The following is a 25,758-nucleotide window of genomic DNA, read 5'->3' as shown; positions in this document are numbered from 1 at the left end:
TTATTTTTCAAAGGATATAGTAATATGGCGGAGCTTCGCAACTTGGACTGCAATCCCTTTTGCATAAGGGATTTGCATCAAAGCAAACTAATGAAAGAACTTACTATTCGCCTAAAAAAATAAAATTGTTTTTTAAAAGGAGGAGCCATGAAAGCAGCTGATGTGTTAGTGAAGTGCCTGGAGAACGAGGGTGTAGAATTCATCTTTGGGATTGTCGGCACGGAGGTCCTCGCGCTCGTTGATTCTTTGTCAAAATCAGACTTAATCCAGTTTATTAATGTCCGGCATGAAGAAGGTGCCGCGTTTATGGCGGATGTGTATGGACGGCTATCGGGCAAAACGGGCGTTTGCCTCGCAACACTTGGCCCCGGCGCGACGAACCTTGTAACCGGTACGGCGAGCGCGCAGCTCGACCATTCACCTTTGGTGTCGCTTATCGGACAGGCTGACACAAAACGCCACCACGAGGAATCACATCAATATGTGGACCTCGTCAAACTGTTCGAACCGGTCACGAAGGATTGTACGCAAATCGTGAATCCTGAAACCTTGCCGACCGTCATCCGCAAGGCTTTCAAATTTGCGGCAATGGAAAAGCCCGGCGCGGCGGCGATTGTCATTCCTGAAGACATATTAACAACCGATTTGACCAAACAGCCTTTGGCGGCCACTCCCCCGCCCCGAAGCGTACCGACCGGGGAATCCGTCGATGCAGCTGTCCAGCTTATTAAGAAACATGCCAAACCTTATCTTCTTATCGGAAACGGCTTGGTCAGGCAGGATGCCGTAAGTGAGCTTAGGACATTTATCGATACGTTAAATGCGCCTGTTTCGCATAGCTTTAAAGCCAAAGGGATTTTAGAACCCTCCCACCCGCAAAATTACTTAACATTTGGTTTTAATGAAAAGGACGAGGCGCTCTCCGGAATTGGCGAAGCTGATCTATTGATTGTAATCGGGTTTGATTTTTCCGAAAAGCTGCCGGAACACTGGAACAAGAAGCAACTTCCTGTTTTGCACATCGACTCCCTGCCCGCGGAAACGAATGAGTATTACCCAGTGGCCGCGGAACTCGTCGGTAACATTAAAGAAACTCTTCGACTGCTCAATCAATCGGAAATCACAAAAAAAGCTTGGGTTCCTTCCGGCAACCTTAAAGCTGCTATGATGGATGCCTTCAAACTAAATAAGCAGCCGCACAGTGAAAAAATGTCGATTGAGGAAGTTCTTCAATCAATTGAAAAACTCACCCCGAATGAAACGGTTTTAATATCAGACGTGGGAGACCATAAAGTTGCAATCGCGAGGACGTACCAGCCAAAAATGCCGAACAGGCTTGTTATTTCGAACGGGCTTGCCACGATGGGAATCGCCATACCAGGCTGCATCGGCGCCAAACTCGCCTGCCCGGATGCCCCGGTCATCGCGGTCACGGGAGACGGCGGCGCGCTGATGCACTTTGCAGAACTAGAAACCGCCAGAAGGCTCGGGCTTTCTTTCCTTGTTATCGTCATTAACGATTTGAAGCTGAAACTCGAAGTCAAGCAAATGGAGAAAAAGTTCGGAGAAAGCTATGGCGTTCGGTTTGACAACCCTGACTACACAAAATTGGCCGAAAGCTTTGGCATCGATGGCAAGCGGGTTGCCACTTTGACCGAGTTCGAAACCGCGCTGACTCACTATCTTTCCGAACCGAAAGGCATTGCGTTAATCGAATTATTGATGTAATCGACCATTTCCCCAACGCATGGAATATGGACAGCTCCTCCGTGAATAAGAAGTTAACAAGGCATAATTTCCGCCTACAAAGTGGGCCGGACTGAAATACAAATGCAAGCGCAATTTGGCTAGGGGATGATGTCTGCTGTTTTTTTAAAAAAGAAAATAACCGACTCAACCCACATCCATGCGTACAGGAGGGAAAATAGCATAATGCCGCCTGCCGCGGCGGGTGAAAACGAACCGGATACGAGCGGCCCAAGCACCGGGAAGCGAAATGCGTACAGGAGAATTAGGATTCCGGCTGTTAAAAAAGCCGCCCCAATCGAAATGATGGCCAATCTTCTTCGGCACAAGGCGAATGCAATTCCCAAGCCCGCCCCGAGCAAACCTGTTGTAAAAGGATAAACAAAAAGTTCGCTTGGCTGAAGAACGAGCAGCAATAGGCAGGCAACGAAATACGAAAGCGCCCCTGTCCAAAGCGATACAGTAAAACCAAATAAAATGGGGGCGGTTGCGAACGGGCTGATAAAATACCCCACCCCCGGCAAAACGCCGCCAGCCGATTGAAGCACTGCAGCGATGCCGGCGAATAGCGCTCCAAGGACGAGTTTCCTCACAGCCGTGTAGGTGCTGATTTTTATTTGGGCGCGCCGTATATCTTCGTTTATTTCTTTTAAAAAATACATGGGACCACCTCGTTTTCATTCTATGAGGGCTGCTTGATCGTGATTCGTTTTCAACTTTTTTACAAGGTCATAAGGGGGTGCCGAATTGATCACTATCAACCAAAAGATTGTGGCGGTTAACCAAATTTACCCGGGGAAACCATCCGGCAGCAAATTCAAAATCGCTCAATGGATGGGGAAATCGAAGAGAATTTTTGAGTTCGGAACATTGCGGGAGCTAGATTTCGAACTGGAAATGAGGGTTAGGATCATGCGCGCTGCAATCTTGATGAATAAAAGCGGCGCCGGTTTCGCGACATTCGCGACAACAAGATGCAATGAAAAGTATTGGGTCCTGACCGAACACGGCGCAATCGTCCTTAAGCCCAACGTTCAGCCGGAAACCGGAATCGAGGATATCTTTGTGAATGGAAAGAAATACGCTTTCGAATGCGCGACGGCGATGCTGATCATCTTTTATAAAGCCGTGCTGGATTCGATCGATAATGCGGTGTTCAACCGGCTTTTTTCGGGGCTGAAGCTATATGATTGGCAGTATGACGAGGATCTTGACGTGCAAATATTCAACAGCACTGAGTTTGTGCCGGGGGATTGTGTCTATTTCAAAAACCCGGACGTCGACCCTAAAACGCGCCATTGGCAAGGCGAAAATGCGATTCTGCTTGCCCGGAACATCTACTTTGGCCATGGAATCGGTATCGTCCGCGGGCAGTTCATCATTGATTTCCTTAACTCGAAGAGGAAGAAAAATGCCGAGCGGGAAGCCTATCTTACCGATGTCATCGCGGTCCCGAATTTCAAGTATTTAAGCCAATTCAAAGCAACGGAAGCACGCACCCCAGTTCCCTTTCTGGATCTTTGCCATTCTTCCAATCTGATTGTTTCGGAAATTGGCACGAAAACGTATCTCATATAAAATTAAAAAGACGTATGGGCCACATACGTCTTTTCTTGTTATAAATGCGTCGAGCTTTTCCTGTATTTCCGGATGACTGTGGAAGCACCCGCAATGCACAGCTTCACAGCTTTAACCAAAAGAAGTTCCAACGATTTCAGCCCGGTGCGAATTTTGGCGTTTGTCCAATTTTTTAGGCCGATACCCCATGCCTTGGCTGTTGCAAATCCGGATTTAGCTGTTGTCAAGATTTTGGATATCCGTGCCTTGATCTGGGCTGTTTTCACAAAAAACATACGGCTTTGCCAAAGCTGGCGGCTTCGTGTTTTTTCAAAAGCCTTTTTGAAAAATTGGCCCACGAACTGGGGCAGCCTCTCCCAGTACGGATGGGGTCGCACATTTTTAACAGTGTTTCTGGAAAACAGGCTCATGTCCTGCCGCGGCTTTCGCCAGATTGGATGGGTTCGCACTTTTCTTAAAGCATCAGACCCCTTTTGGAAAAATTGGCCTACGGACTGGGCTAGCCTCTCCCAGAATGGATGGCTTCGCATATTTCCTATAGCCTCAGACCTCTTCTTGAAAAATTGGCCTACGGACCGAAGCAGCCTCTGCCATAATGGATGGCTTCGCACCCGTCCTAAAAGTGATGCTATTTTTCCCTGTATGGTCCCTATAAAACGGGCGGCGTTCTCCCGTAAAATATGTTTTCTTTCCCAGCCAGCTTTTGCCGCTCCTTCCGATTTCACCCTTTCCAGCAACCCAGCGGCCCATTGCATACGTGCCGCACGGTGCCTCCCGCGCCTTGAATTCACCGGTTCGTCTTCCACATACCGTTTCCAAAAAAACTGTCCTGCCTCTTCGATAATGAATAATAAGACCCAAGCCCCGACAACTGAACCAATTACCCAAGCGGGCATAGGCATTCTCCTCTTTGGATTTGGCGTTACCTCTCCTTTACCTCAAAAGGACAAACCTAAACGGTGCAGGGGCATAATTCGATTGTTTGACATGGCAGAATAGCCTTATGGATTGATTAATATCCGATTATTCGTTTAGTCATTAGCCTTTAAATTCGTTTGCAGGCATCCCTTTGACGCCAGGCACAGCCTTAAACACTCCGCCAGCATGCGGGAACCGGTCGAGTTCTTCATCGGACATGCCGTTCCTCGCTGTCGTAATGTACAGTTCACCAAAATCCTTGCCGCCAAACGTGCAGGACGTTACATTTACAGCCGGAACCTTGATTTCCGAAACTTTATAACCGGTTTCCGGATTCCATCTGCTCACCTTTCCCCCGGCCCAATGCGCGATCCAAAGAAACCCTTCCTCGTCAATCGTCATTCCGTCCGGATAACCTTCGCCGTCCGGCACCACGACCACATCCTTTGGCTCGCTGATTTGCCCTGATTCCAAGTCATATTTGTAGCGGACGACTTTTCCGGTCGGCGTATCGATAAAATAAAGGAACCTGTTGTCAGGCGACCAGGCAAGGCCGTTCGAGATGCCAAGCCCGCCAAGCTTCTTTTTAAAAGAAAGAGAAGGCTCCAAGCAATACAAGGAACCCTGCTCCCCCGCACCGTTCCTATCCATCGTGCCTGCCCAGAAGCGTCCCGCCTGATCGCATTTTCCGTCATTAAAACGGTTCACCTCCAAGCCCGGTTCCGGATCGCAAATCAGCTCGAGTTCACCTGTTTCTAGATTCATAAAATGGAATCCCTTCTCAAGAGCGACGACCGCCCCGCCTGATTCACGCGGAACAATCGCGCCAACCATTTGGCCAACTTCTATCGCTCTGTCCTCCCCGGTTCCCGGATTAAAAACATGGACCTTCTTCCCTTCTATGTCCACCCAGTACAGCGCGCCCGATTTCCTGTCCCAGCAGGGTCCTTCCCCAAGCACTGCTTTCGCATCTACCACTAGCTCAACTTCTTTTTGCATGAAAATCCTCCTTATGTACAAATACTTCATCTCTAAGACTCTAATTGGATTCCCTCTGTGTTACTAAACCCGGTTCTGTGGAAAAACAAACATTCTTAACACTAGCGGCATGTGATTAACTGAGCGGACTTAAGGGTAAAAGTACATTCAGCCGGCAATGCGGCATTTTTTTCAGAAAGGAAAAGGTTTTATGGTTGAAAATAAAACAATGATGCAATTTTTCGAATGGCATTTGCCAGCTGACGGCAACCACTGGAACCGGCTAAAGGAGCTAGCGCCCGAACTGAAACGGATTGGTATTGATTCAATTTGGCTGCCGCCGCCCACCAAGGCTATTTCGCCCGATGATGTGGGCTATGCTCCTTACGACCTTTACGACCTGGGCGAATTCGACCAAAAAACCAGCGTCCGGACAAAATACGGAACGAAGGATGAGTTGCTTGAAGCCATCCAGGCATGCCATGACAACGGAGTCAAAGTTTATCTTGATGTGGTGATGAACCATAAGGCAGGTGCGGATGAAACGGAAACTTTCCAGGTGGTCCAGGTTGACGAAATGGACCGTACCGAGGACATATCGAAACCTTTTGAAATCGAAGGCTGGACAAAGTTCAATTTTGCCGGACGCGGCGATGCGTATTCCCCATTCAAATGGAATTTCCACCATTTCAACGGCACGGACTATGACGTCAAAACCGGAAAAAATGGCGTTTTCCGGATTCTTGGCGAGCATAAATCGTGGAGCGAGCATGTCGATGACGAATTCGGCAACTATGATTACCTCATGTTCGCCAATTATGACTACGACCACCCAGAGGTGCGGGAAGAAATGATCCGCTGGGGAAAATGGCTCGCCGATACCACCAATTGTGACGGCTATCGGCTCGATGCGATTAAGCATATCAATCATAATTTTATCAATGATTTCGTGCATGCAATGATGGACCACCGTGGCGAGGATTTTTTTTTCGTCGGGGAGTTCTGGAAATCCGATCTTCAAAAATGCCGCGAATATCTTGACATAGTTGACTACAATATCGCACTGTTTGACGTGCCGCTTCATTATAAATTGCACAATGCTTCAAAAGCAGGCCGTGACTTCGATTTGACGACGATATTCGATGATACGCTTGTCCAGTCCCACCGCCGCAATGCGGTCACCTTTGTCGACAACCATGACTCACAGCCGCACGAAGCGCTGGAATCGTGGGTGGAAGACTGGTTCAAGCAAAGCGCGTATGCGTTGATTTTGCTAAGGGGCTCCGGTTATCCATGCGTTTTTTACGGCGACTATTTCGGAATCGGCGGACCCGAGCCTTGTAAGGGGAAAAAAGCCTCCCTTGATCCCCTTCTCTACGCCCGGAAACATTTGGCCTACGGCGAGCAGACAGACTATTTCGACCATCCGAACACAGTAGGATGGGTGCGCGGAGGCGTTCCGGAACACGAGAATTCGGGGTGCGCTGTGATTATCTCGAATGGCGACGAAGGCGAAAAACGGATGTTCGTCGGTGAGGAGCGCGCTGGCCAATCGTGGAAGGACATCACCGGCAACCGCCATGACGAAGTGGTGATTGAGGAAGACGGCTGGGCAACGTTCCGCGTCAACGGCGGCAGCGTTTCGGTATGGGCGCTTGCTGACTAGATATGCAATTTTTTTCTCTCCATTATGTAGGCTAAATTCGTTTTGTTATGGGTTATGATTATCTGCAGACCTTGCTTCAGTTGGATTATGGAAAAGAAGACGGCTTTCCCGCCGAGGGGAAAGCAGCTTTTTTCTTTTTAAAAATTGAAGTTGTCAGGATCGGGACCGACACGGCGATCCTCATTCAGGCCGTTGATTTTTTCCATATCATCTTGAGTTAGTTCAAAATCGAATATGGCGGCATTTTCAATGATGCGGTTTTTGTTGATCGATTTAGGGATGGTGACGACTTCGTTTTGCAAATCCCAGCGCAGAATGACCTTGGCAACGGATTTGTCATATTTGGCGGCGATTTCCTTTAATGTTTCATTGCCAAGAAGCTGTCCTTGGGCAAGCGGGGACCAAGCTTCAAGCTGGATGCCCAGCTCACGACAAAACGCGCGGAGGTCACGCTGGGCTAATTGCGGATGGTATTCAACCTGGTTGATCATTGGCTTGATTTCCGCGTCTTTTAAAAGGTCCTCCAGATGATGGATGTGAAAATTGCTGACGCCAATCGCCTTGACGCGGCCATCTTTGTAAAGGGTTTCGAGGGCGCGCCAAGTTTCCTTGTATTTGTCTTTTACTGCCCAGTGGATAAGGTACAGGTCGAGGTAGTCAAGGTTCAGTTTTTTCAAGCTCGTTTCGTAGGCCTCGAGTGTGGATTCATAGCCTTGGTCGGAGTTCCAGACCTTGGATGTGATGAATAGTTCCTCCCTTTTGAGACCGTTTTCCTCAAGTGCTTCCTTGATTGCTTTTCCTACGCCTTCTTCGTTTTTGTAGACAGCGGCTGTGTCAATGCTGCGGTAACCATTTTTAATCGCGGCCTTGACAGCCTGGACTACTTCCTCGCCTTCCTTTACTTTGTATACACCAAGCCCGAACCATGGCATCTTCACGCCGTTATGCAACGTCACTGTATCCTGTAAATTTTTTGCGGTCATCCTAAATCCTCCCCATACGTCTTCTGTTAAAATCGCACAATATTACTTGCAACTAAGATATTGCCACTGCGTGGTGTTGAATGCAACAAACGGGATTTGCAGAACGCTGCATTGCGATATTTAACTAGTCCATCTTTGTACTACTTCACTAGTAATTGGAGAAAATTCACTAGTTAGCGTCTGACACCTACTACTTTTTCGTCCTCCACATGGCGATTTTTCAATAGTACCCTTTGCCTCCGCAAAACGAGAGCTGGTTTAATACCTCGAGGCTGCTCTCCTATTTTCAAGCACCCCAAAATGACAATTACCTACGCTTTCTAATGAACCCCACTCACATGTAAGCATTCCTCAAAACCATGTGACGAAAAGCCACTTTTACCAAAGTCCATTTTTAAAAGCTTACCTCACCTCAAAAAAGAAAACCGCACAGGGATTCAAATCCCCATACGGCTTAACAATTATTGCCCAGATTTTTAAATTTTACTTCCTTCAGTGTTTACCCCAAAAACTTAAATGTAGCATGCAGGAACGTCTTGACTCCGATTTCAAGAGCGTCTTCATCAATGGTGAATTTTGCATGGTGGTGCGGGTACACGATTCCTTTATCTTTGTTTCCGGCTCCGACATAGAAGAACGCGCCAGGAGCTTTTTGCTGGAATGCGGAGAAATCCTCGCCTCCCATGTTCGGGCGCATCAGGTCGAGTGTTTCTTCGCCGAAAACTTCGCGTACTGTTTCTTCAATGACCTTCGTTACCTCGGCGTCATTGATGACCGGGCGGTAGCCGAATTCATATTTGAAATCATAGGTTGCGGCATGCGCTTCGGTAATCCCTTTGATGACCCGTTCCATCAACGCAGGCATGGTTTCACGCAATTTCGGATCGAAGCTGCGGACCGTGCCGCACATTTGCACGGAGCCCGGGATGACGTTATGCGTCGTGCCTCCAATGAACTGGGTGACGGACAGGACTAGATTGTCAAGCGGATCAGTATTACGTGAGACAACGTGCTGGAGGTTTGTGACAACCTGCGCCGCAATCGCGATTGAGTCGATGGTCTGATGCGGAAGCGCCGCATGCCCGCCTTTTCCTTTTACTGTAATCCAGAATGTATCAGGCGCGGCCATCATCGGACCGTATACAACGCCAATTTTTCCAAGCTCAAGCGGTGACCATAGGTGGGTGCCGATGACAAGGTCAACGCCGTCCATGACTCCAGCCGATACCATTTCTTCCGCGCCTCCTGGATACAATTCCTCCGCGTGCTGGAACAGGAAGCGGACTTCCCCTTTGATCTGGTCCTTCAGGCCGGACAGTACTTTCGCGGTACCTAGGAGCATCGCGGTATGGCCGTCGTGCCCGCATGCGTGCATAACGCCAGGGTTTTGCGATGTGAATTCGAACTCATTTTCCTCGGTAATCGGAAGCGCGTCCATATCGGCCCGGATGGCAAGCACTTTGCCTGGCTGCCCGCCAATCAGCCTGGCCATTACACTCGTCCTTGTCGGCCGCGACAGCTCCAATCCGCCGAATCCTTCAAGCGTTTCGTACACGAATTGGGCGGTTTTTTCCTCATGGAACGATAATTCAGGGTTTTGGTGAAGATGCCTTCTCCACGCGACAACCTGGGATGAAATCTGCTCCGCAAGCCCGTTCAAATTTAAAGTTGCACTTGTATTCAATTTTCCCCATCTCCTTTATTTAGTTAGCTAGTTTTAAAAGTGTCCTGTAAAGTACTTCCGCTCCAGCGGCGCAATCTTCCTGGGAGGTCCATTCTGCCGGATCATGGCTGATGCCGTTTTTAGAACGGGCGAAAATCATCCCGATTGGCCATAATCCAGTAAATTGCATCCCGTCATGGCCCGCGCCGCTTGGCAGGGTCATCGTCTGCAAACCGGCTTCGGCTGCCGCGTCACGGACCGCCTGCTGGATTTCTTCGTCACAATGCGCCGGCGGGATCCGCTGAAGGTCTTCTACAGAGAGTTTAACCCCCTTCTCCTCCGCGATTCTTTCCGCTTCTGTTAAAATCGCCCTTTCGACTTCATCCCGTGTTTCCTCATTAATATCCCTTAAATCCAGCGAAAATTCCACCCTGCCCGGAATGATGTTGATGCCACCAGGAAAAAGACTGAGCTGGCCGACCGTTCCGACAGACGTTCCGTTCTTGCGTGCCTCCTGCTCAATCATTAAAATCATCCTGGCCGAGGCAGTCATGGCGTCTCGGCGCATGACCATCGGCGTGTTGCCGGCATGGCCCGCCTCCCCCTCGACCGTAAATTTCATCCAAAGCGGCCCGGCAATGCCGGACACGATTCCGACAGGAAGGTTTTCCTTTTCAAGAACCTTTCCCTGCTCAATATGTAATTCAATATACGCTTTGACCTCTTCTTTTTTTCGCTTGGCGTTGCCGATTTCCTTCGGATCCAGCCCTGCTGCCGCCATCGCCTCGGCAATGGACACGCCGGCCTTGTCCCTGTTTTCCAGTTCTTCCGCCTCAATCAGGCCAGCGATAGCGCGGCTTCCAATCATCCCGAAGCTAAAGCGCGCCCCTTCCTCATCCGTAAAGGCGATTACCTCGATTGGATGGCTGGTTGATACGCCTTTCTCCTCCATCGTTTGCAGTGCCTCGATTGCCGACAACACCCCAAGCGGCCCGTCGAAGTTCCCGCCGTCAAATACGGAATCGATGTGCGAACCAGTCATGACCACGGGTGCGCCCTCAACTGCGCCTTCCCTCCGGCCAATTAAGTTGCCAGCTTCATCCTCCCTCACCGAAAGGCCCGCCTCTTTCATAAATCCCGCAACCAAATCCTTTGCCTGCCGCTCTTCCTTTGTAAAAGAAAGCCGAGTCACCCCTCCGTTCGGGGTTGCCCCAATTTCACTAACGTTGCAGCCTCTCCCACAGCCGATTCGAATTCACCATTCATAACATCTCCAATTTATGAATTATCTTATAATTATAAAACTTTTAAACGTAAATTGACCACCTTTTAACCTAATTATGCGAACAGTGCCTGTCACTCCCCTAATTTTCTTGTTTCACACATGTGTTTCACAGGGGAAGGTTTATTCCGTGCCTGCCCAATTGTGTCTAAAAATTGGTAAACCCGGATAATTGCCTTTAAAACCCGGATAACTTCCTCGAAAACCCGGATATCTGCCTTGAAAACCCGGATATCTGCCTCGAAAACCCGGATATCTTCTGCTGCTGCGATAACCGGCTATATTATGAAACACAGTTATCTGCCACAAAACCCGGGTAGGCCCAAAAACGTTCCAGCTAATTTACCGGCTAAACTCAAAAATTTTCCACCACCCATAACAACGCAAAAAAGACGGCATTACGCCGTCTTTTCACAATTAACACTACATTTTAGAAAAGAAACTCAGTGGATTTCTTCGTTTCAACAGTCACTTTGCCGCTCTTTACAACGAAAAGCTTGGCAGGCATGTCGATGACCGCATTGGTTACGGATTCAGTGTCCAAAAGGACAACGTCAGCGTTGTTGCCTACCTCGATGCCGTAGCCGGAAACCTGCATCGCTTTCGCAGGGTTAGTTGTGATCATCGGCAATACGGTTGGCAGGTCATCCGCTCCGCCAAGGTGGCCGGCAGGGATTGCGAGCATCGCGGTCAGCATCACGTCGCCTGTTCCGTATGGAGTGAAGGCGTTGCGGATGTTGTTTGTCGCGATACACATGTTGACGCCGCCGTCGCGAAGTGCGCGGATTGGAGTCAATGCGCGGCGCACGTTGTACTCGTCGTGCCTTCCGCCAAGGTGAAGGTCTGTAGCAGGCAAACTCATGACGCTGATTTGTGCTTCAGCCATTTTTTCAATGATTGGCTGCAGGCGATCCTTTGGAAGTGCGCCGAGTGCAGTCAAGTGGCCCACGGAAACCCGTCCCTGGTAGCCTTCTTTAATTGTTTTTTCGCAAACGTATTCGATTGTCATTCCTTCAGGGCCGTCTTTGAAGTCCTGGTGGAAGTCGATTGGCTTATCGTATTTCTTCGCGATTTCAAATACGAGGTCAATATGTTTATCCCATGGAGTATCGTTGTAAGGGATTCCTCCGACAACGTCCGCGCCCATATCCATTGCTTCGTACATCATTTTTTCTGTTCCTGGTGCTTTCAAAATCCCTTCCTGCGGGAATGCAACGACCTGAACGTCAACGATGCCCTTGTACTTTTCCTTCAGCTCCATGACAGTTTCAAAACCTGTGAAGCCTTGGGAAGGATCGAACTCGGAATGTGTACGGATGTGGGTCGTACCATTCTTGATCAGCATTTGAAGGGTACGCTCAGCCCGGTCGACAATATCTTCTTTTGAAAAAGTAGGCTTCAGCTGGGCAGTTACTTTAAGAGCTTCCTGCAATGTACCTGATTTATTCGGCAGCCTGTCGGCGATCAACGCTTTATCCAAGTGGATATGGCTTTCTACAAGGCCTGGGATTAATACTTTTCCGTTGCCTTCGATTACCCTGGCAGCTTCTACTTTCAGTTCTTTTTCAATTGCTTCAATTTTTCCGCCTTTGATGGCGACGTCTTTCAACTCTTCGCCATCTTTAAGCCTTACTTGTTTGAACAAAATATCCATCATACTAACCTCCAGAATTTACTTTTAGCCCATGAAGAATGAAAGGACTAACAATAGTGCCATTGCTAAGCCAACCCATCTTGCGTTCCCTTTAACAACCTCAATGATCGGGATTTGGAATCCGGAAGACAATGCCTGCATTGTGATGTTAACAAAGCTCAGCTGGCTTCCAAGCCCAACGCCCATTGCAACGAATCCAAGCGCGACAGGCGAGAAGTTCAGGGAAACCGCGACTGGCAATACTAATCCAAGAATTGAGCCCACATATGCTCCCGCAGGGATACCAACTAGGATACCCGCAAGAACCGCGGCAGGTACTACTAGCGTTGCCGGTGCTTTTTCTGCGATTCCAGCGATTACTTTGAAAGCGCCGGTGTCGCCGATAATATTGATAAAGGTAAGGAAGATACCTACTGCCAACAATCTTGTAAGGATGTAAGTCGAACCATCGACCATAGCGTTGATGGATTCATTAAGATTGAATTTCGTGCAAAGGAAAATCAGGATCAATGTAATCACTGTGTACACCAATGGCGTGAACAGCGGCATGTCAATGGCTTTGTTAATGAATGGGCCGAAGATAACCGCGCCAAGCAGGAAGATAACAGGTATTGTTACTTTGAAAATTTGGCCTGTAGTCAAGCCGGCAAATTCAGCTGCTTCTTCACCTTTGAAAATAACTTTACGCTTTTTGGCTCCGTAGAATCCAAGAATGACTGCAAGGATGGTAAATCCAAGCCAGAAAATACGCATTTCATCAACGTATTGCGCAACCGGGATACCGGATAGTTTCGAGACGATACCAGACTCCAAAGATGCTGGAGAGGTAGTGAATGATACAGCCGCCGCGATGGACATAGCCGCGATCAATTCAGGAATCGCACCAACAGCCGCGAATGCAAGCGGAGCGATAACCATCGCGGAACCGCCGCCAATACCGGACATGTAGGTAGCCGCTGCCTGTAGGATTACGATAAATGCCGCGAAGTATTCAACTTTGCCTTTAATTCCACGGCGAACCAGGGTAAGCGCCGCTGTATAACCGCCTGATTTGAAAACTGCCATGGCGATTGCCGAGTTAATGATTGGAACTGTGATGGAAAGCATGCCAGGGATTGTTTTCAGAAACTGATCATTTGCCTGGGCAAGACCGATGCCGCCAATGAGCATGGCGAGCACGCCGCCGACGAAACCTGCCGCGATCATGTCCACTTTCATGAACAGAAGCGCAAGGATAACGATTAGCGGAATGATGACTACAAGCGCATAAAATCCAGTAGGGGTTTTGATTTCAGCTACCTGTTCAGCCGCGAACACCTGGGTGGCAGAAACGACTACGAACAGGAAAGCCGCAAGCATGGATAGAATTCTGCTAAATTTTTTCATGATCTTCTCCTTGTTGTAAAAAGATTAATTTAATGAATAAAAACGGATGAAACAATTGTAAAAAACTTACAGAACCTATTGTGTGGTTAAACCATCCTTCCATGGCTCTGTACCGCATGGGAACAGTCCAATATAAAATGAGACATAATAACAAAAATTATGTAGTTTTAGTTTAGTTTTCAGGTTTGTTGCTATCAAATTAAAAAAACATAAAAAAAGACGCCTCCGCATTACAAAAACATTAAAACGATCTTCTCCTATTTTTAAAAAAACCGATTCATTTTTTCTAAAAACATATATTTATCAAGGATCTCCACAACTCATTATCCTCTCACCCCTTTCACTCAAAACATTCTGACATATGGACATTATGTGACAGAGAGATACAAAATAAACCTTTTTCAGGCGACATCCCAACCGTTTGTAATGGTGTGATAGCCTTTTATACTTAGGAAAAATTGGCTGACGTTCACGCGAAGTTAATTTTAAGTTTCCCTCCCCTTCCCTCAACTAAACAACAAGTATCTTCCCCTATTTTTGTTTTTACCCAAAACAGTAGCTATACTGGTAAAGTTTTAAGCGGTTTTCAATTAAAAAATGCCGCCCAGTATGAGAGGCGGCATTTTATGAAAATTATTAAAATGGATTAGGCTGCAAGTTCCTTTTTCCTGAAAATCCTTATAGCCACGAAAATCAGGATGAAAAGCAGAACAACTGTAAGCGTAATCGCGATAACCCCGTCCCGTTTCAGGCTTTCCTCAACAAGATAGCTTGAAGCGTATGAAGGCAGCAATCCCGGGCTCCACTCCAGGAGATGGGAAAGCGAACTGCTTGCGAGCGAGAGGATGATGGCTACTGCGGCTGCTAAAAATCCCGCTGCTCCCGGAACGACGAAAATTGAGCTGAAGAATAATGTAATCGTTACGATGAATGATAACCATAATCCTTCGATAAAAAAGGAGCCAAGAAATGTGTCAAAAGGGACCCAGTCAAAAAGGAGCCCAGTATAATACCAAGTTACAAGAAACCCGATGAAGAATGAAGTCCAAACGAGCAAAAGGGCGCCTGCCCACTTGGCTGCTATGTAGTTACCATGTTTAACTGGCTTAACTAGAATCATTGCGGCTGTACCGTTTTTTACCTCACCAGCCACGAGACTTGCACATAACAGAATAATAATAATGAATCCCATCATATTGTACTGACCCAAGCCCCCGGCGAGCACCTGGGCAGGAGCAGGGGTTGGAATTTCAATTACCGCTCCTTCCGGAAGCCCTCCAATTGAGTCAATAATCTGAGGAAGGTAATAGGTTGACAACGGCTCCTGTACCCCGAGAATAATAAATACAATCGGGACCCAGACCCATTTAAAGTTCCGCCACATTTCAAGAATTTCTTTCTGGAGAAGGGTAAGAAACTGGCTCATTTTCCCACCACCTTCATAAAAATATCTTCGAGCGTCATCCTGCTTGATTCAATCTTGGTAATGGGAAACTCTCCATCAGCCACAATCTTAAGGATACCTTTTGTTGCCTCATCAAGGTCGGATGCAAAAATCTTCATTTGGCTGCCGTCAACTTCAATGCCTTGAACATACCCGGCTGATGCGAAAGCTTTCTTAAATTCTTCCGCCTGGCCTTTGAATTGCAGCTCAACCCTCGATTGTTTGTGGCGGTCACGCAATTCATCCATCGTTCCCGCTTCGACGATTTCCCCGTTATGAAGGAAGAGGATCTCATCGCAAACTTCCTCGGCATCATTCAATATATGCGTGGAAAAAAGGACAGTCGTTTCGTTTTTCAATTTTTCCAGAAGTTCGAGGACTTCCCTTCTGCCAAACGGATCCAGCGCGGAAACCGGCTCATCCAGCATAATGAGCTTTGGACGGTGGATAAGCGCCTGTGCGATTCCTAGCCTCTGTTTCATCCCGCCTGAGTATTTCCCGACCGGCCGCTTTTTCGCATCGGCAATCCCTACCAATCCAAGGAGTTCTTCGGTCCTCTCCTTTGCTTCCTTTTTTGAAAGTCCTGCCAGCCTTCCCGCGTAGTTTAGGAATTCCTGGCCGGTCATCCAGTTGTAATAAACAGGAAATTGCGGCAGGTAGCCAATGAATTTGCGGATGTCTTCACCTTTTTTCGCATCGGTAAAATCAATCGTGCCCCCACTAGGTTCCATCAGCCCGGAAAGCATTCTTAGGGTAGTTGTTTTTCCAGCGCCATTTGGGCCTAGCAACGCGGTGCATTTCCCTTTCTTAAGGACAAAGTCAAGTCCCTTGATGACCTCGTTTCCTTTAAAATTCTTTCTAAGGCCTCTGATTTGGACGAGGGGCATCAATTATTTCTCCTTCCGAAAATAAAGTAAACAATTGGCCCGATAAAACCAATGAATAAAATTACGAGCGCCCATAACCACTTCGGTCCGTTCGTTTCTTCCGTCCGGATTAGGTCAATAATCGCGACGACAAGCAGTACCAGTTGAATCAACATAATTGGCAGCAATAAGCCCATTCCAATTCCGTTCGCAACTTCCATTTTTCATTCCCCCATTAACTAATATATAATGACAAAACTGTGTCTAAAGTCTCATTTTATAGTAACATAAATCGGGAATGCGTCCATGTTTTTCCGGAAATTTTCCTGTAAGATATACAAAAGAAAGGAATGGTTTCTCTCCTATTTTTTGAACGGAATATAACCAACCTCTTCGACGAGCTTTTGGCCCTGGGGACCTTGCATCCAGCCGAGGAATGGTTCGATAGTTTTTTTTGGATTATCCTTCAATGTAATAGCGTAAAGGTTGACAACATACGGATAGCTGCCAGTTTGAATATTTTCGGCATTTGGTAAAACATCATTAATTGCCAGTAATTTAATATCTTTGTTCGGGTTCATTCCCGTCGTAAAAAAGCGGAATGAGTACCCAAGGGAATTTTTATAATTCCTATAGGACGCCACCTCTTCCATGATATCCCCCATCCCCATGACTTCTTCCTTTAATGGGTCCATCAGCGGGGTGCCTTTCATGATTACTTGCATGATGGTTTGCGAGCCTGAGCCTTCGGGCCGCTGAAAAGCCCTGATTTTGTCATTCCCTCCGCCCGCTTCATTCCAATTTGTTATCCGCCCTGAATAAATCCCTTTAATTTGGTCGATGGTAAGCGAATCGACCGGATTTTTACTATTTACAAAAAAGACAAAGGCTTCCTTTCCGATTGGCGTCAGAAGCAATTCCTTGCCTTGCGACTCCGCCACCCGCTTCTGGTCTTCCGATGGCTGGGCGCCGAAAAAAATATCAACCTCGCCCGAGAGAAGCCGTTCGAACGCATAAATCGTATTTGTAAAACTGACAATTTCCCCATATTTCTCGTTTCCGTCATTGATTGCTCCAATGTCTTTATAGACAGAGTTCGCGAAAGCCGCATACACTGGATAAGCAGCTTCAGCGCCGTCCAGGATAGGCATTTCTTCCTTTTTTTCTAACGAAAAGTCGGCGGGTTCATTGAGCTTCGGCAATATATTCGATGTGTTAGTGACATAATAAGGGGTTAAATCCACACTCGAATAGCCATTTTCGTACTTAAACCCATAGGATGGCAAAACCGTCTGGCTTCTTTGCCAAAGGACAAAGGCCGATATCGCCAGACTAAGGGCAATGGAAACCGCTCCCGCCACAACCGATTTCCACTTTGGCCGATTCCGTTTATCCACAGCCAAATACGCTCCCTGGAAGCCAAGGAAATATGCAAAAGGCGCGAAGAAAGCGAGCATGAGTTGGCCGCCTAAAACACTGAGAAAGCTGTTAGGCAGGAATGGGAAAAACAAGAAGATAAACACCGCCCACAAATCATTGCCAAAATGCCCTTTTGTGGCAGCCATAAGGATGGCAGCTGAAAAAACGGTAAGGAACAAAGGCAGAAAGACAGGGAAGTATTTACGGTAACCGTTTAATTCGTTTCGGTCATGTTTGGCAAAATACCATCCGGCTCCAATTCCTCCCGCCAAAAATCCTGCCGCCCCGATTATTCCTCCCGCCTCTCCAGCTGAAACTGCTACATACCCAACAGTCATCGATAGAACAACTGGAATCACTATGTAAAAAATCGACACAAGAAAAAAAATTCTGCGCACAGCCACTCAACCCTCTCAATTCGTTTAGTGTAATTTTACACTAAACGATCCGATGAGTTCAATCTTAAAGTTGGGAATAACAGGCATACGTTCAATCCTTATCGATTAAAAAAGAAGGCACACCAAGCGGCGCGCCCTCTTTTCCGTTAAGATAACTTATAAATTTCCGAATACTTCGCTTCTAGGTACTCAGCAAGGTAGTCGGCGTTCAGTTCTTCTCCGGTTACTTTGACAATCAGTTCATTTGGCCTGTAAAGCGAACCGTATTTGTGGATTTTCTCTTTCAGCCATCCCATCACAGGGGCGAAATTCCCCTCTGCAATCGCTGCTTCGTAACCAGGTACTTCCTTTTTGAGTGTATTCAGGATTTGCGCTGCGTAAAGGTTGCCAAGCGAATAGGAAGGGAAGTAGCCGATTCCTCCAAACGACCAATGGACATCCTGAAGCACGCCTTCCCGGTCTGTGGCGGGGATGATTCCCAGGTACTCTTCCATTTTCCTATTCCAGACTGCAGGAAGTTCGTGAACTTCCAATTCGCCAGCCATGAGCGCTTTTTCGACTTCATAACGGACCATGATATGGAGGTTATAGGTGAGTTCATCCGCTTCAATCCTGATAAACGAAGGCTCAACCGTGTTGACAGCCCGGTAAAAATCTTCCTCGCCGATATTTGCAAGCTGCTCGGGGAAATACTCGACAAGCCTTGGGTAGAAATAACTCCAGAACGCCCTGCTGCGGCCGACCATGTTTTCCAGGAACCGCGACTGGGACTCGTGGATGCCAAAAGATGTCCCTCCCGCCAATACGGTTCCTTCATATTTCGGGTCAATGTTTTGTTCATAGATGCCATGGCCGGCTTCATGGATTGTTCCGAAAAGCGCGGACCGGACATTTTCTTCAAGATACCTTGTCGTCAAACGTACATCGCCAATCGTAATCGTTTGGGCGAAAGGATGCACTGTTTCATCAAGCCTTCCAGCTTCCATGTCAAATCCGATAATCGGCAATATGTAGCGGTTGAATTCCTTTTGTTTATCAATCGGATATTTTTGATTGAAAATTTCTGAAGGCGTCTGGTTTGGAGATTTTTTAATTCTCTCCAACAGCGTGACGCTTGTATCACGAAGCTTCGCAAAGATCGGGTCTAACTTCGCAACCATCAGTCCAGGTTCAAATTCACTAAGGACGGCATCATACGGATGCGCCTCATAGCCGTACAACTCGGCGAATTTCCTTCTGAACCCTACGATTTTCTCGAGATATGGCGCGTAATGGTCGAAATCATTATGCTCCCTAGCGTGTTCCCACGCGTCATTCGCCTGGGCAGTAAGGATGGCGAATTCCTTGAAATCCTCGGCGGGAATCCGCTTGAATCGGTCATACTGTTCTTTCCGTTCACGGACTTGCGCGGCAGCCATTTCATCGAGCTCCACGGAATCCGAATTCAATTCTTCAATCAGCCTGCCCATTTCATCCGAGATCGAAATCTTGAACGCTTCTGTTCGCAACGTGCCAATCGCCTTGGCGAATTGCGCGCGCCCTTTTTTGGGCGCCATTACTTTTTGATCCCAATCAGCTAGGCCAGATATGCTTTGAAAATGGGTAATCTTTTCGTCAAGAGCTTTAAAATCCTGGATTGCTTTCTGTTTATCCATCCGGTAATTTCCCCCCTTTGAAAATTGCCGCCCTTCCTTGCAGATGGGGCCGCTTACCCATTATAACTGTTTTTTCCCGACCCTCCAAAAAATAACTTAAATTTTCAAACTACATCTATATACAAAAAGAGCCAATATGTATGACATAACAAGAAAAACCGCCCAAACTTTGAGTTATCATGTAAGTACCTTGCGAAATGCGACAGAAACACTAAATCTTCTATGAAGCCTTAATTGTATTCTCGGTTTTTTCGATTGAATTTCAACGTTCCTGTTAGAAATACCGTATTACGGGTAAAAATAAAAAAACGACTCGTGGGAGGAATTTATGTATGTGGATTGTTTATTTGAGTATAGCGGCCGTCATCCTGTCCTTGGCCTACTTGGGGTTTGCCGCCTTCAAAACATTCAAGGAAGCGAAACCGGCTATCAATAGGCTAAACGAAACAGTTGCGAGGGTGCAGCAAAAAGCGGACACGCTAAAGGTGGAATCGGACCAACTGGCCAAAAGCCAGCAAGAACTAATCGCAGACATCGATTACAAAAAAGAAGCCGTTACCTTTACAGCGGATGCCGCTAAAGATACCCTTTCCACTTTTAAAAAGCTGGTAAAAATCCGCCCATCGATAAAGCTGAAAGGAAAGAAGAAGACGAGGACGCCCGCTTATTAACGTCTTTCTAGAAACCCGCACTGGCTGCGGGTTTTTTTCATTCATTATTTCCTGTATGTTCATCCATACTAATAAAAGAGGAGGATTGCCCAAAAATGATGAGACACTTTATACTTTCAGCCATTATAACTTTACTGCCATTTGACGGACACACTTTATCCATTGAATCTGGCGGCCAGCTTCTCGCGGCCATACCCCGCGCGGATATTACCCTTCTCCCTGTTCCAGGCAGCACTTTCCCAAACCCGGATAAAATCAGCCATTTATTGGACAGCCTTTCAAAAGAAGTACAGCGCCTCCCGGAAAATGCGAAAATAGGTGCCTCAGGGGCAATTGTTGCAGAAAAATCAGGCGTCGAGCTTGACCGCAAAAAAATGGAGGAGGCTTTGCTTTCCTTTTTTTATACCGGAGCGCCTTTAAAGGCAGAGGTACCGACTAGGATCATCTACCCGGACGTTGATAGCGAGCTGCTCGACCATATCAGGTCAAGGCTGATTGGCCGCTATACAACCTTTTTTAATGGAGGAAACAAGGAGCGGTCCCATAATATCAAGCTTGCCACTGAAACGCTGAACGGCAAAGTCGTTTTCCCGGGTGAAACGTTTTCCTTTAATAAAGCGATTGGGAAAAGGACAGCGAAGCGAGGGTACATGAAAGCCCCGGTCATCGTGCGCGGTGAATTATCGGAAGGGATTGGCGGGGGGATTTGCCAGGTATCCTCAACCTTGTTCAACGCGGCGGACAACGCCGGCATGTCGATTGTCCAGCGGTATTCGCATACGAAGGCTGTCACCTATGTCCCTTCAGGCCGCGATGCGACGGTCAGCTGGTATGGCCCCGATTTTGTTTTTAAAAACCCTTACAGCCAGCCTGTTTTAATCCGGGCCCATGCGTATGGGAGCCAATTGTCGGTCACCCTTTACTCTGCTCCTAATATTGAATTTCGCCCACGGAGCATCCCCGGAGCTCCCGCCATCCTCCCCGAAGAGACGACATTTATGCATAGGACGGATAAATAGTAGCGCATAAAAAATAACCAAGGCAACGCACACAGCTCATGCGAACGCCTTGGTTTTTTAGTAATTTCGGTTGCATTACCCAAGAAGCGATTGGACTTACCCGAAAAATAGCACAGGTATCGGAATTTAACGCACACAAAATTTAATATTATCCTTTAAAAAAACTGCAATTCCTTCAATGCCTGTTCAAGATTGCTGTAAATCGATATGCCTTTGAGATTAATGCCAAGATTGATGAAGGTTTGGCTAAGCTCGCCTTTCATCCCGGTAATCACCGGCGTCACGCCCAGCAGATTTAAGGAGCGAATCAGTTTGAACAGAACTTCAATTCCAATCAAATCGACTTCGTAGACTCCGGAAAGGTCGATGACAAGCGTTTCAATCCGCTTTTTCACGCACGTATCCAGCGAATCGACGATCAGGGTTTCTGACCGCATTTCATTTATATCCCCGATAAGCGGGAGTACAGCCAGCTTTTGCGAAATTGGCACGATCGGGACGGATATTTTCAGATACAGTTCCCTGGATTCCAAGAGAAGTTTTTCGGCATTGTTTGTAAACGAGGTGCTGAAGCCATGGACCATATTGTTAAAAATATGGTCGGTTTCAATAATGATGTCCAGCAGCTCCTCCTGGTTTATTTGAATTTTCCTCCCCTCTTCAAACAAAAAGGACCAAATGACATTTTTATAAATAGTAACCCCCTTAATGGTCCTTCCAAGATCCCCTCCGTTTTGGACGGAATTTGCTCCTATTATTTCCCCCCATTTGAAGGCATGGTCCTTTACATCCTCATCTTTCAGGCATTTCAGGACAATTTGGACAAGCTCTCTGAATTTTTCGGTTGTAATCTTTTTCTGCTCCTCATCCTGGAAGCGGAAGTGGTAGAACGAGAGCATTTCCGAAATGAGTTCTTCCGTAATTCGTTCGAGGTTGGCTTCAATTTTTTCACTGAAGTAGCTTTTTAATTGTTCTATTTCCATTTAGCAGTTTCTCCTAATCAATTTCTTAAATTGACAATACCATGTTCCCCGCCTGATGCAAAGCGTGGAGGGACAAATTCGCGAATATTCACTTAATATCCGGACCATTTCTGATGTTTGACCGAATTAGCCAGGGGTAATAGTACTAGGAAATTGACTAAACGGAGGGTGATGAAAATGGAAAAGGATCATGCAGTCCATAAGGATGGGGATTTTGAGCCTTCAAAAGTTGATGAAGTCGTTGACAGGATTGACGAAGGCAAAATGTATGACAAACTCCAGGACTTCAATGAATTCCGTTCCTACCTGAGCAAACGGATTGAACTTGGAAAGCGGATCGGGATGGATGAGGAAGAATTGGCGGTCGCCGCCCAAAAGGTCGCGAATTATCTTGCCAAAAATGCCGAACCGCAGAACCGTGAGGAAGCGCTCCTGATGGAACTGTGGCAAGTCGGAAATGACCAGGAGCGCCATATGCTTGCCCACATGCTCATTAAGTGGGCGGAATAACATTGATTTTCAGCACCGGCTGCATGGAAGCCGGTGTTTTTTGTTTTAGGATGGGTGTTGGGGTTCTGCAATTTCGGATGAGTAACATTGTACGGCCCAAATCAAGAAAGAATGTCTTTCAAATCCCATTTGCGTGACATTCTACTGCCTAAATCAAGATAGAATGTCATTCAAACCCCACTTGCGTGACATTCTACTGCCTAAATCAAGATAGAATGTCATTCAAACCCCACTAGCGTGACATTCTACTGCCTATATCAAGAAATAATGTCATTCAAACCCCATTTGCGTGACTTTCTACTGCCTAAATCAAGATAGAATGTCACTCAACCCCCTCTTGCGTGACATTCTACTGCCCAAATCAAGAAAGAATGTCACGCAAACCTCATTTGCGTGACATACTACTGCCTAAATCAAGATAGAATGTCACTCAAATCCTACTTGCGTGACATTCTACTGCCTAAATCAAGATAGAATGTCACGCAACCCCCTCTTGCGTGACATTCTACTGCCTAAAACAAGACTGAATGTCACGCAACCCCACATGCGTGACATTCTACGGCCTAAATCAAGATAGAATGTCACTCAACCCCCTCTTGCGTGACATTCTACGGCCTAAATCAAGATAGAATGTCACTCAAATCAAAATGTATGACCAACCCCTCCCAATTTCCTAAAATGATTGCACTATAACCCATATAAGGTTTAAAAAATCCTTTGATTTTACCGCCAAAAATTTATCCCCCTCCCCCACCCTTGTTCCCCAATTTGGCACAGGAATGTAGAAATATCGTAACAAAACGCCGATTTTTGCCACCTTATCCACTCTTATAATTAACTTATAGAACATCATGATTATGTTGCTTACAAACGGCCACTAATCATGGCACAAAAACTAATGTGAAGCATGGTGATGAAAATGCAAGGAACGGGACATCCACACGGAATGGGACATCCGCACAACGCCGGCCATCCTGGAGGGCACCTAGGAAGCCACCCAGGGGGGCATCCGCATAATATGGGGCTTGGGCCGGTAATCGATTATAATGAAAACCCCTTTATCGTTATCTGGGAAGTAACGAGGGCGTGCCAGCTAAAGTGCGTACATTGCCGCGCTGACGCACAGCTTCAGAAGGACCCGCGTGAGCTGACACATGAAGAGGGCATCAATCTGCTTGACCAGATTTATGACATGAACAATCCTATGCTTGTCTTCACTGGCGGGGATTGCATGATGCGCGAGGATTTATTCGAATTGGCCGAATACGCCGTTAAAAAAGGCATGCGTGTTTCAATGGTTCCAAGCGCTACCGACAATGTCACGAAGGAAAAAATGCAGCGGGCCAAGGATGTCGGGCTTTCACGCTGGGGCTTTAGTTTAGACGGCCCAACGCCCGAAATCCATGACCATTTCCGCGGGACGCCAGGTTCCTTTGATTTGACGCTTGAGAAGATCAAGTACTTGAATGAGTTAGAGATGCCGCTCCAGATCAATACCGTCATTTCCCGCTACAACTATGATTCGCTTGAAGAGATGGCGAAACTGGTCGGCGAACTGAAAGCTGTTATGTGGTATATTTTCCTGCTAGTGCCGACAGGCCGTGGCCAGGAAGACAAGTGCATCACTCCAGCCGAGCATGAAAAGGTATTCCGCTGGCTTTACCAGCTGAGCAAGACCGCACCTTATGATATTAAAACAACCGCAGCCCAGCATTACCGCCGCGTCGTCCTTCAGGAAAAAGCCCGCGACCACAAAATCGAAAAGGGCGAAATCCGTTACGAGGATACGATGACGATGGACCAGGAAGGCATCATCGACGGGCTCAAGCGCGCTCCAAAAGGCGTGAATGACGGAAATGGCTTTATCTTCGTCGACCATATTGGCGATGTCCTGCCAAGCGGCCTCCTTCCAATCCCGGTTGGAAATGTCCGCGAAAAACCGCTGGCTGACATTTACCGCAATTCAGAAGTGCTGAAGAACCTCCGCAGCCCGGATAAATACAAAGGCAAATGCGGCGTATGTGAATACAATAAGATTTGTGGCGGCTCCCGTTCTAGGACGTACGCGGTGACCGGAGACTACATGGAAAGCGAGCCATATTGCGTATACATCCCGATGGCCATGCGAAAGAAAGAAACTGTAAAATAAACAAGTAAATCAGATGAGTGCCAAATTAGTTGAAATTGGCACTCATTTTTTATTCATTTAAAGTCATTTTTTCTGAAGTTATTATGTAATTAGTATAAAATTCAATCTAATTTGAAAGAGAATAGTTGTGTCGGGACCCCAAAAATTTTAAAAGTGTTTCTACAGATGTTTCCCCAGAAAATTAAGTCTATATTTCACCATATTTATTTGGTAAGATGTAATAAATTCCAAAGACTGTCATAAATTTTTTCAAAATTGGGGGAGTCATGATGGGCATTTCCATACAAATTTTAGGCTTGCTTCTTGTACTATCAGAAATCCTCCTAAGAAGATTGATTGTCGGAAAGGGAGGGCAAGAAATTTACGATACAGTAGGGAAAAAATTCCACTTATGGGGTAGAACGATTTTAATATTAATTGGTTTATTTTTTCTCTTTTTTGTACTAGACCTTACATATGAACTGGCCTTTAAAAGGTTTATACTAATCTTGTTAGCAGTCATTTATGCATTCGAAGCATTTATCGGATGGATGTATATCAAAAGCTCAAAGGCATTTCTTGTACCTATCCTATTGTTGTTAATTGCCACTATATATTGTTATAATTTTGTCTTTTAAAAGAAGAGGTACAATTCTTTTCAATAAAAGAGCCTGGCATTTTTTCCAAAAACAAAAAGCACCGCAAATTATGGGTGCAATTTGATAACCGTTTAACTGTCCATTTTTGCTATGTGTTCTCATAGGGAGCTGAAACCATTACCCCACTGTATCGCCTCTTCTTTGCTCATCCA

General features: G+C 46.7%; 21 protein-coding genes and 1 pseudogene. 8 read left to right on the top strand and 14 right to left on the bottom strand.

Annotated features, from left to right (window positions below):
* Positions 1-147: 147 nt before the first annotated feature.
* Positions 148-1,728 carry an acetolactate synthase large subunit gene (locus DRW41_RS04535; RefSeq protein ID WP_115450745.1) on the top strand — a complete coding sequence of 527 codons (1,581 nt, stop codon included), beginning with the start codon at positions 148-150 and terminating at the stop codon, positions 1,726-1,728.
* 119 nt (positions 1,729-1,847) lie between these two features.
* Here the strand turns inward: DRW41_RS04535 and DRW41_RS04530 are convergent, their stop codons facing one another.
* Positions 1,848-2,408 (bottom strand): YybS family protein, encoded by a 561-nt coding sequence (locus DRW41_RS04530; RefSeq protein ID WP_115450744.1) that lies wholly within the window; start codon positions 2,406-2,408, stop codon positions 1,848-1,850.
* 85 nt (positions 2,409-2,493) lie between these two features.
* Between DRW41_RS04530 and DRW41_RS04525 the strand changes: the two genes are divergently transcribed.
* A complete protein-coding gene (locus DRW41_RS04525; RefSeq protein ID WP_245959334.1) occupies positions 2,494-3,324 on the top strand; it encodes a protein-glutamine gamma-glutamyltransferase in 831 nt (276 codons plus the stop codon).
* A gap of 38 nt (positions 3,325-3,362) precedes the next feature.
* Here the strand turns inward: DRW41_RS04525 and DRW41_RS04520 are convergent, their stop codons facing one another.
* Positions 3,363-4,220, bottom strand: a complete 858-nt coding sequence (locus DRW41_RS04520; protein WP_115450743.1) for a hypothetical protein — start codon at positions 4,218-4,220, stop codon at positions 3,363-3,365.
* A 142-nt stretch (positions 4,221-4,362) separates the two neighbouring features.
* Positions 4,363-5,241, bottom strand: coding sequence for an SMP-30/gluconolactonase/LRE family protein (locus tag DRW41_RS04515; RefSeq protein WP_115450742.1), 879 nt, complete (start codon positions 5,239-5,241; stop codon positions 4,363-4,365).
* Between the two features lie 190 nt (positions 5,242-5,431).
* Here DRW41_RS04515 and DRW41_RS04510 point away from each other — a divergent pair, with 190 nt between their 5' ends.
* Complete coding sequence (locus tag DRW41_RS04510; protein WP_115450741.1) at positions 5,432-6,886, top strand: alpha-amylase; 1,455 nt, start codon at positions 5,432-5,434, stop codon at positions 6,884-6,886.
* A gap of 137 nt (positions 6,887-7,023) precedes the next feature.
* Here DRW41_RS04510 and pgoN read toward each other — a convergent pair whose 3' ends face one another.
* The 10 genes and pseudogenes from pgoN to DRW41_RS04460 all read right to left on the bottom strand — a co-directional run bounded on the left by pgoN (position 7,024) and on the right by DRW41_RS04460 (position 19,636).
* Positions 7,024-7,869, bottom strand: coding sequence for a glyoxal/methylglyoxal reductase (gene pgoN, locus DRW41_RS04505; RefSeq protein ID WP_115450740.1), 846 nt, complete (start codon positions 7,867-7,869; stop codon positions 7,024-7,026).
* Positions 7,870-8,368: 499 nt separating this feature from the next.
* Complete coding sequence (locus DRW41_RS04500) at positions 8,369-9,553, bottom strand: M20 family metallopeptidase (RefSeq protein WP_115450739.1); 1,185 nt, start codon at positions 9,551-9,553, stop codon at positions 8,369-8,371.
* 19 nt (positions 9,554-9,572) lie between these two features.
* A pseudogene (locus DRW41_RS04495) lies at positions 9,573-10,794 on the bottom strand (Zn-dependent hydrolase).
* A 450-nt stretch (positions 10,795-11,244) separates the two neighbouring features.
* Positions 11,245-12,468: an amidohydrolase family protein gene (locus DRW41_RS04490; RefSeq protein WP_115450738.1), complete on the bottom strand. Its 1,224-nt coding sequence runs from the start codon at positions 12,466-12,468 to the stop codon at positions 11,245-11,247.
* Between the two features lie 24 nt (positions 12,469-12,492).
* Positions 12,493-13,854: a citrate transporter gene (locus DRW41_RS04485; RefSeq protein ID WP_115450737.1), complete on the bottom strand. Its 1,362-nt coding sequence runs from the start codon at positions 13,852-13,854 to the stop codon at positions 12,493-12,495.
* A 646-nt stretch (positions 13,855-14,500) separates the two neighbouring features.
* Complete coding sequence (locus tag DRW41_RS04480) at positions 14,501-15,280, bottom strand: ABC transporter permease (RefSeq protein ID WP_115450736.1); 780 nt, start codon at positions 15,278-15,280, stop codon at positions 14,501-14,503.
* Positions 15,277-16,185 carry an ABC transporter ATP-binding protein gene (locus DRW41_RS04475; RefSeq protein WP_115450735.1) on the bottom strand — a complete coding sequence of 303 codons (909 nt, stop codon included), beginning with the start codon at positions 16,183-16,185 and terminating at the stop codon, positions 15,277-15,279. The genes DRW41_RS04480 and DRW41_RS04475 overlap by 4 nt, the downstream gene beginning before the upstream one ends.
* Positions 16,185-16,385 (bottom strand): PLD nuclease N-terminal domain-containing protein, encoded by a 201-nt coding sequence (locus DRW41_RS04470; RefSeq protein WP_115450734.1) that lies wholly within the window; start codon positions 16,383-16,385, stop codon positions 16,185-16,187. The genes DRW41_RS04475 and DRW41_RS04470 overlap by 1 nt, the downstream gene beginning before the upstream one ends.
* Positions 16,386-16,526: 141 nt before the next feature.
* Positions 16,527-17,960, bottom strand: coding sequence for a PstS family phosphate ABC transporter substrate-binding protein (locus DRW41_RS04465; RefSeq protein ID WP_245959333.1), 1,434 nt, complete (start codon positions 17,958-17,960; stop codon positions 16,527-16,529).
* Positions 17,961-18,127: 167 nt separating this feature from the next.
* On the bottom strand, positions 18,128-19,636 hold the full coding sequence (locus DRW41_RS04460) for a carboxypeptidase M32 (RefSeq protein WP_115450733.1): 1,509 nt from the start codon (positions 19,634-19,636) through the stop codon (positions 18,128-18,130).
* 332 nt (positions 19,637-19,968) lie between these two features.
* Between DRW41_RS04460 and DRW41_RS04455 the strand changes: the two genes are divergently transcribed.
* Positions 19,969-20,307 (top strand): DUF948 domain-containing protein, encoded by a 339-nt coding sequence (locus DRW41_RS04455; RefSeq protein WP_115450732.1) that lies wholly within the window; start codon positions 19,969-19,971, stop codon positions 20,305-20,307.
* A 98-nt stretch (positions 20,308-20,405) separates the two neighbouring features.
* Positions 20,406-21,326: a VanW family protein gene (locus DRW41_RS04450; RefSeq protein WP_245959332.1), complete on the top strand. Its 921-nt coding sequence runs from the start codon at positions 20,406-20,408 to the stop codon at positions 21,324-21,326.
* A gap of 155 nt (positions 21,327-21,481) precedes the next feature.
* Here the strand turns inward: DRW41_RS04450 and DRW41_RS04445 are convergent, their stop codons facing one another.
* Entirely contained in the window at positions 21,482-22,309 is an 828-nt protein-coding gene (locus tag DRW41_RS04445; RefSeq protein ID WP_115450730.1) for an STAS domain-containing protein, read from the bottom strand.
* Positions 22,310-22,486: 177 nt separating this feature from the next.
* Here DRW41_RS04445 and DRW41_RS04440 point away from each other — a divergent pair, with 177 nt between their 5' ends.
* From DRW41_RS04440 to DRW41_RS04430, 3 genes are all read left to right on the top strand, one after another.
* A complete protein-coding gene (locus DRW41_RS04440; protein ID WP_115450729.1) occupies positions 22,487-22,819 on the top strand; it encodes a DUF3243 domain-containing protein in 333 nt (110 codons plus the stop codon).
* A gap of 1,018 nt (positions 22,820-23,837) precedes the next feature.
* Complete coding sequence (locus tag DRW41_RS04435) at positions 23,838-24,968, top strand: TIGR04053 family radical SAM/SPASM domain-containing protein (protein WP_245959351.1); 1,131 nt, start codon at positions 23,838-23,840, stop codon at positions 24,966-24,968.
* Positions 24,969-25,237: 269 nt separating this feature from the next.
* Positions 25,238-25,585: a DUF4181 domain-containing protein gene (locus DRW41_RS04430; RefSeq protein ID WP_181884404.1), complete on the top strand. Its 348-nt coding sequence runs from the start codon at positions 25,238-25,240 to the stop codon at positions 25,583-25,585.
* Positions 25,586-25,758 lie beyond the last annotated feature (173 nt).

This window comes from Neobacillus piezotolerans (assembly GCF_003362805.1).
In the GTDB taxonomy this organism is placed as follows: domain Bacteria; phylum Bacillota; class Bacilli; order Bacillales; family Cytobacillaceae; genus Bacillus_D; species Bacillus_D piezotolerans.
This window is presented reverse-complemented; position numbering and strand designations above follow the sequence as displayed.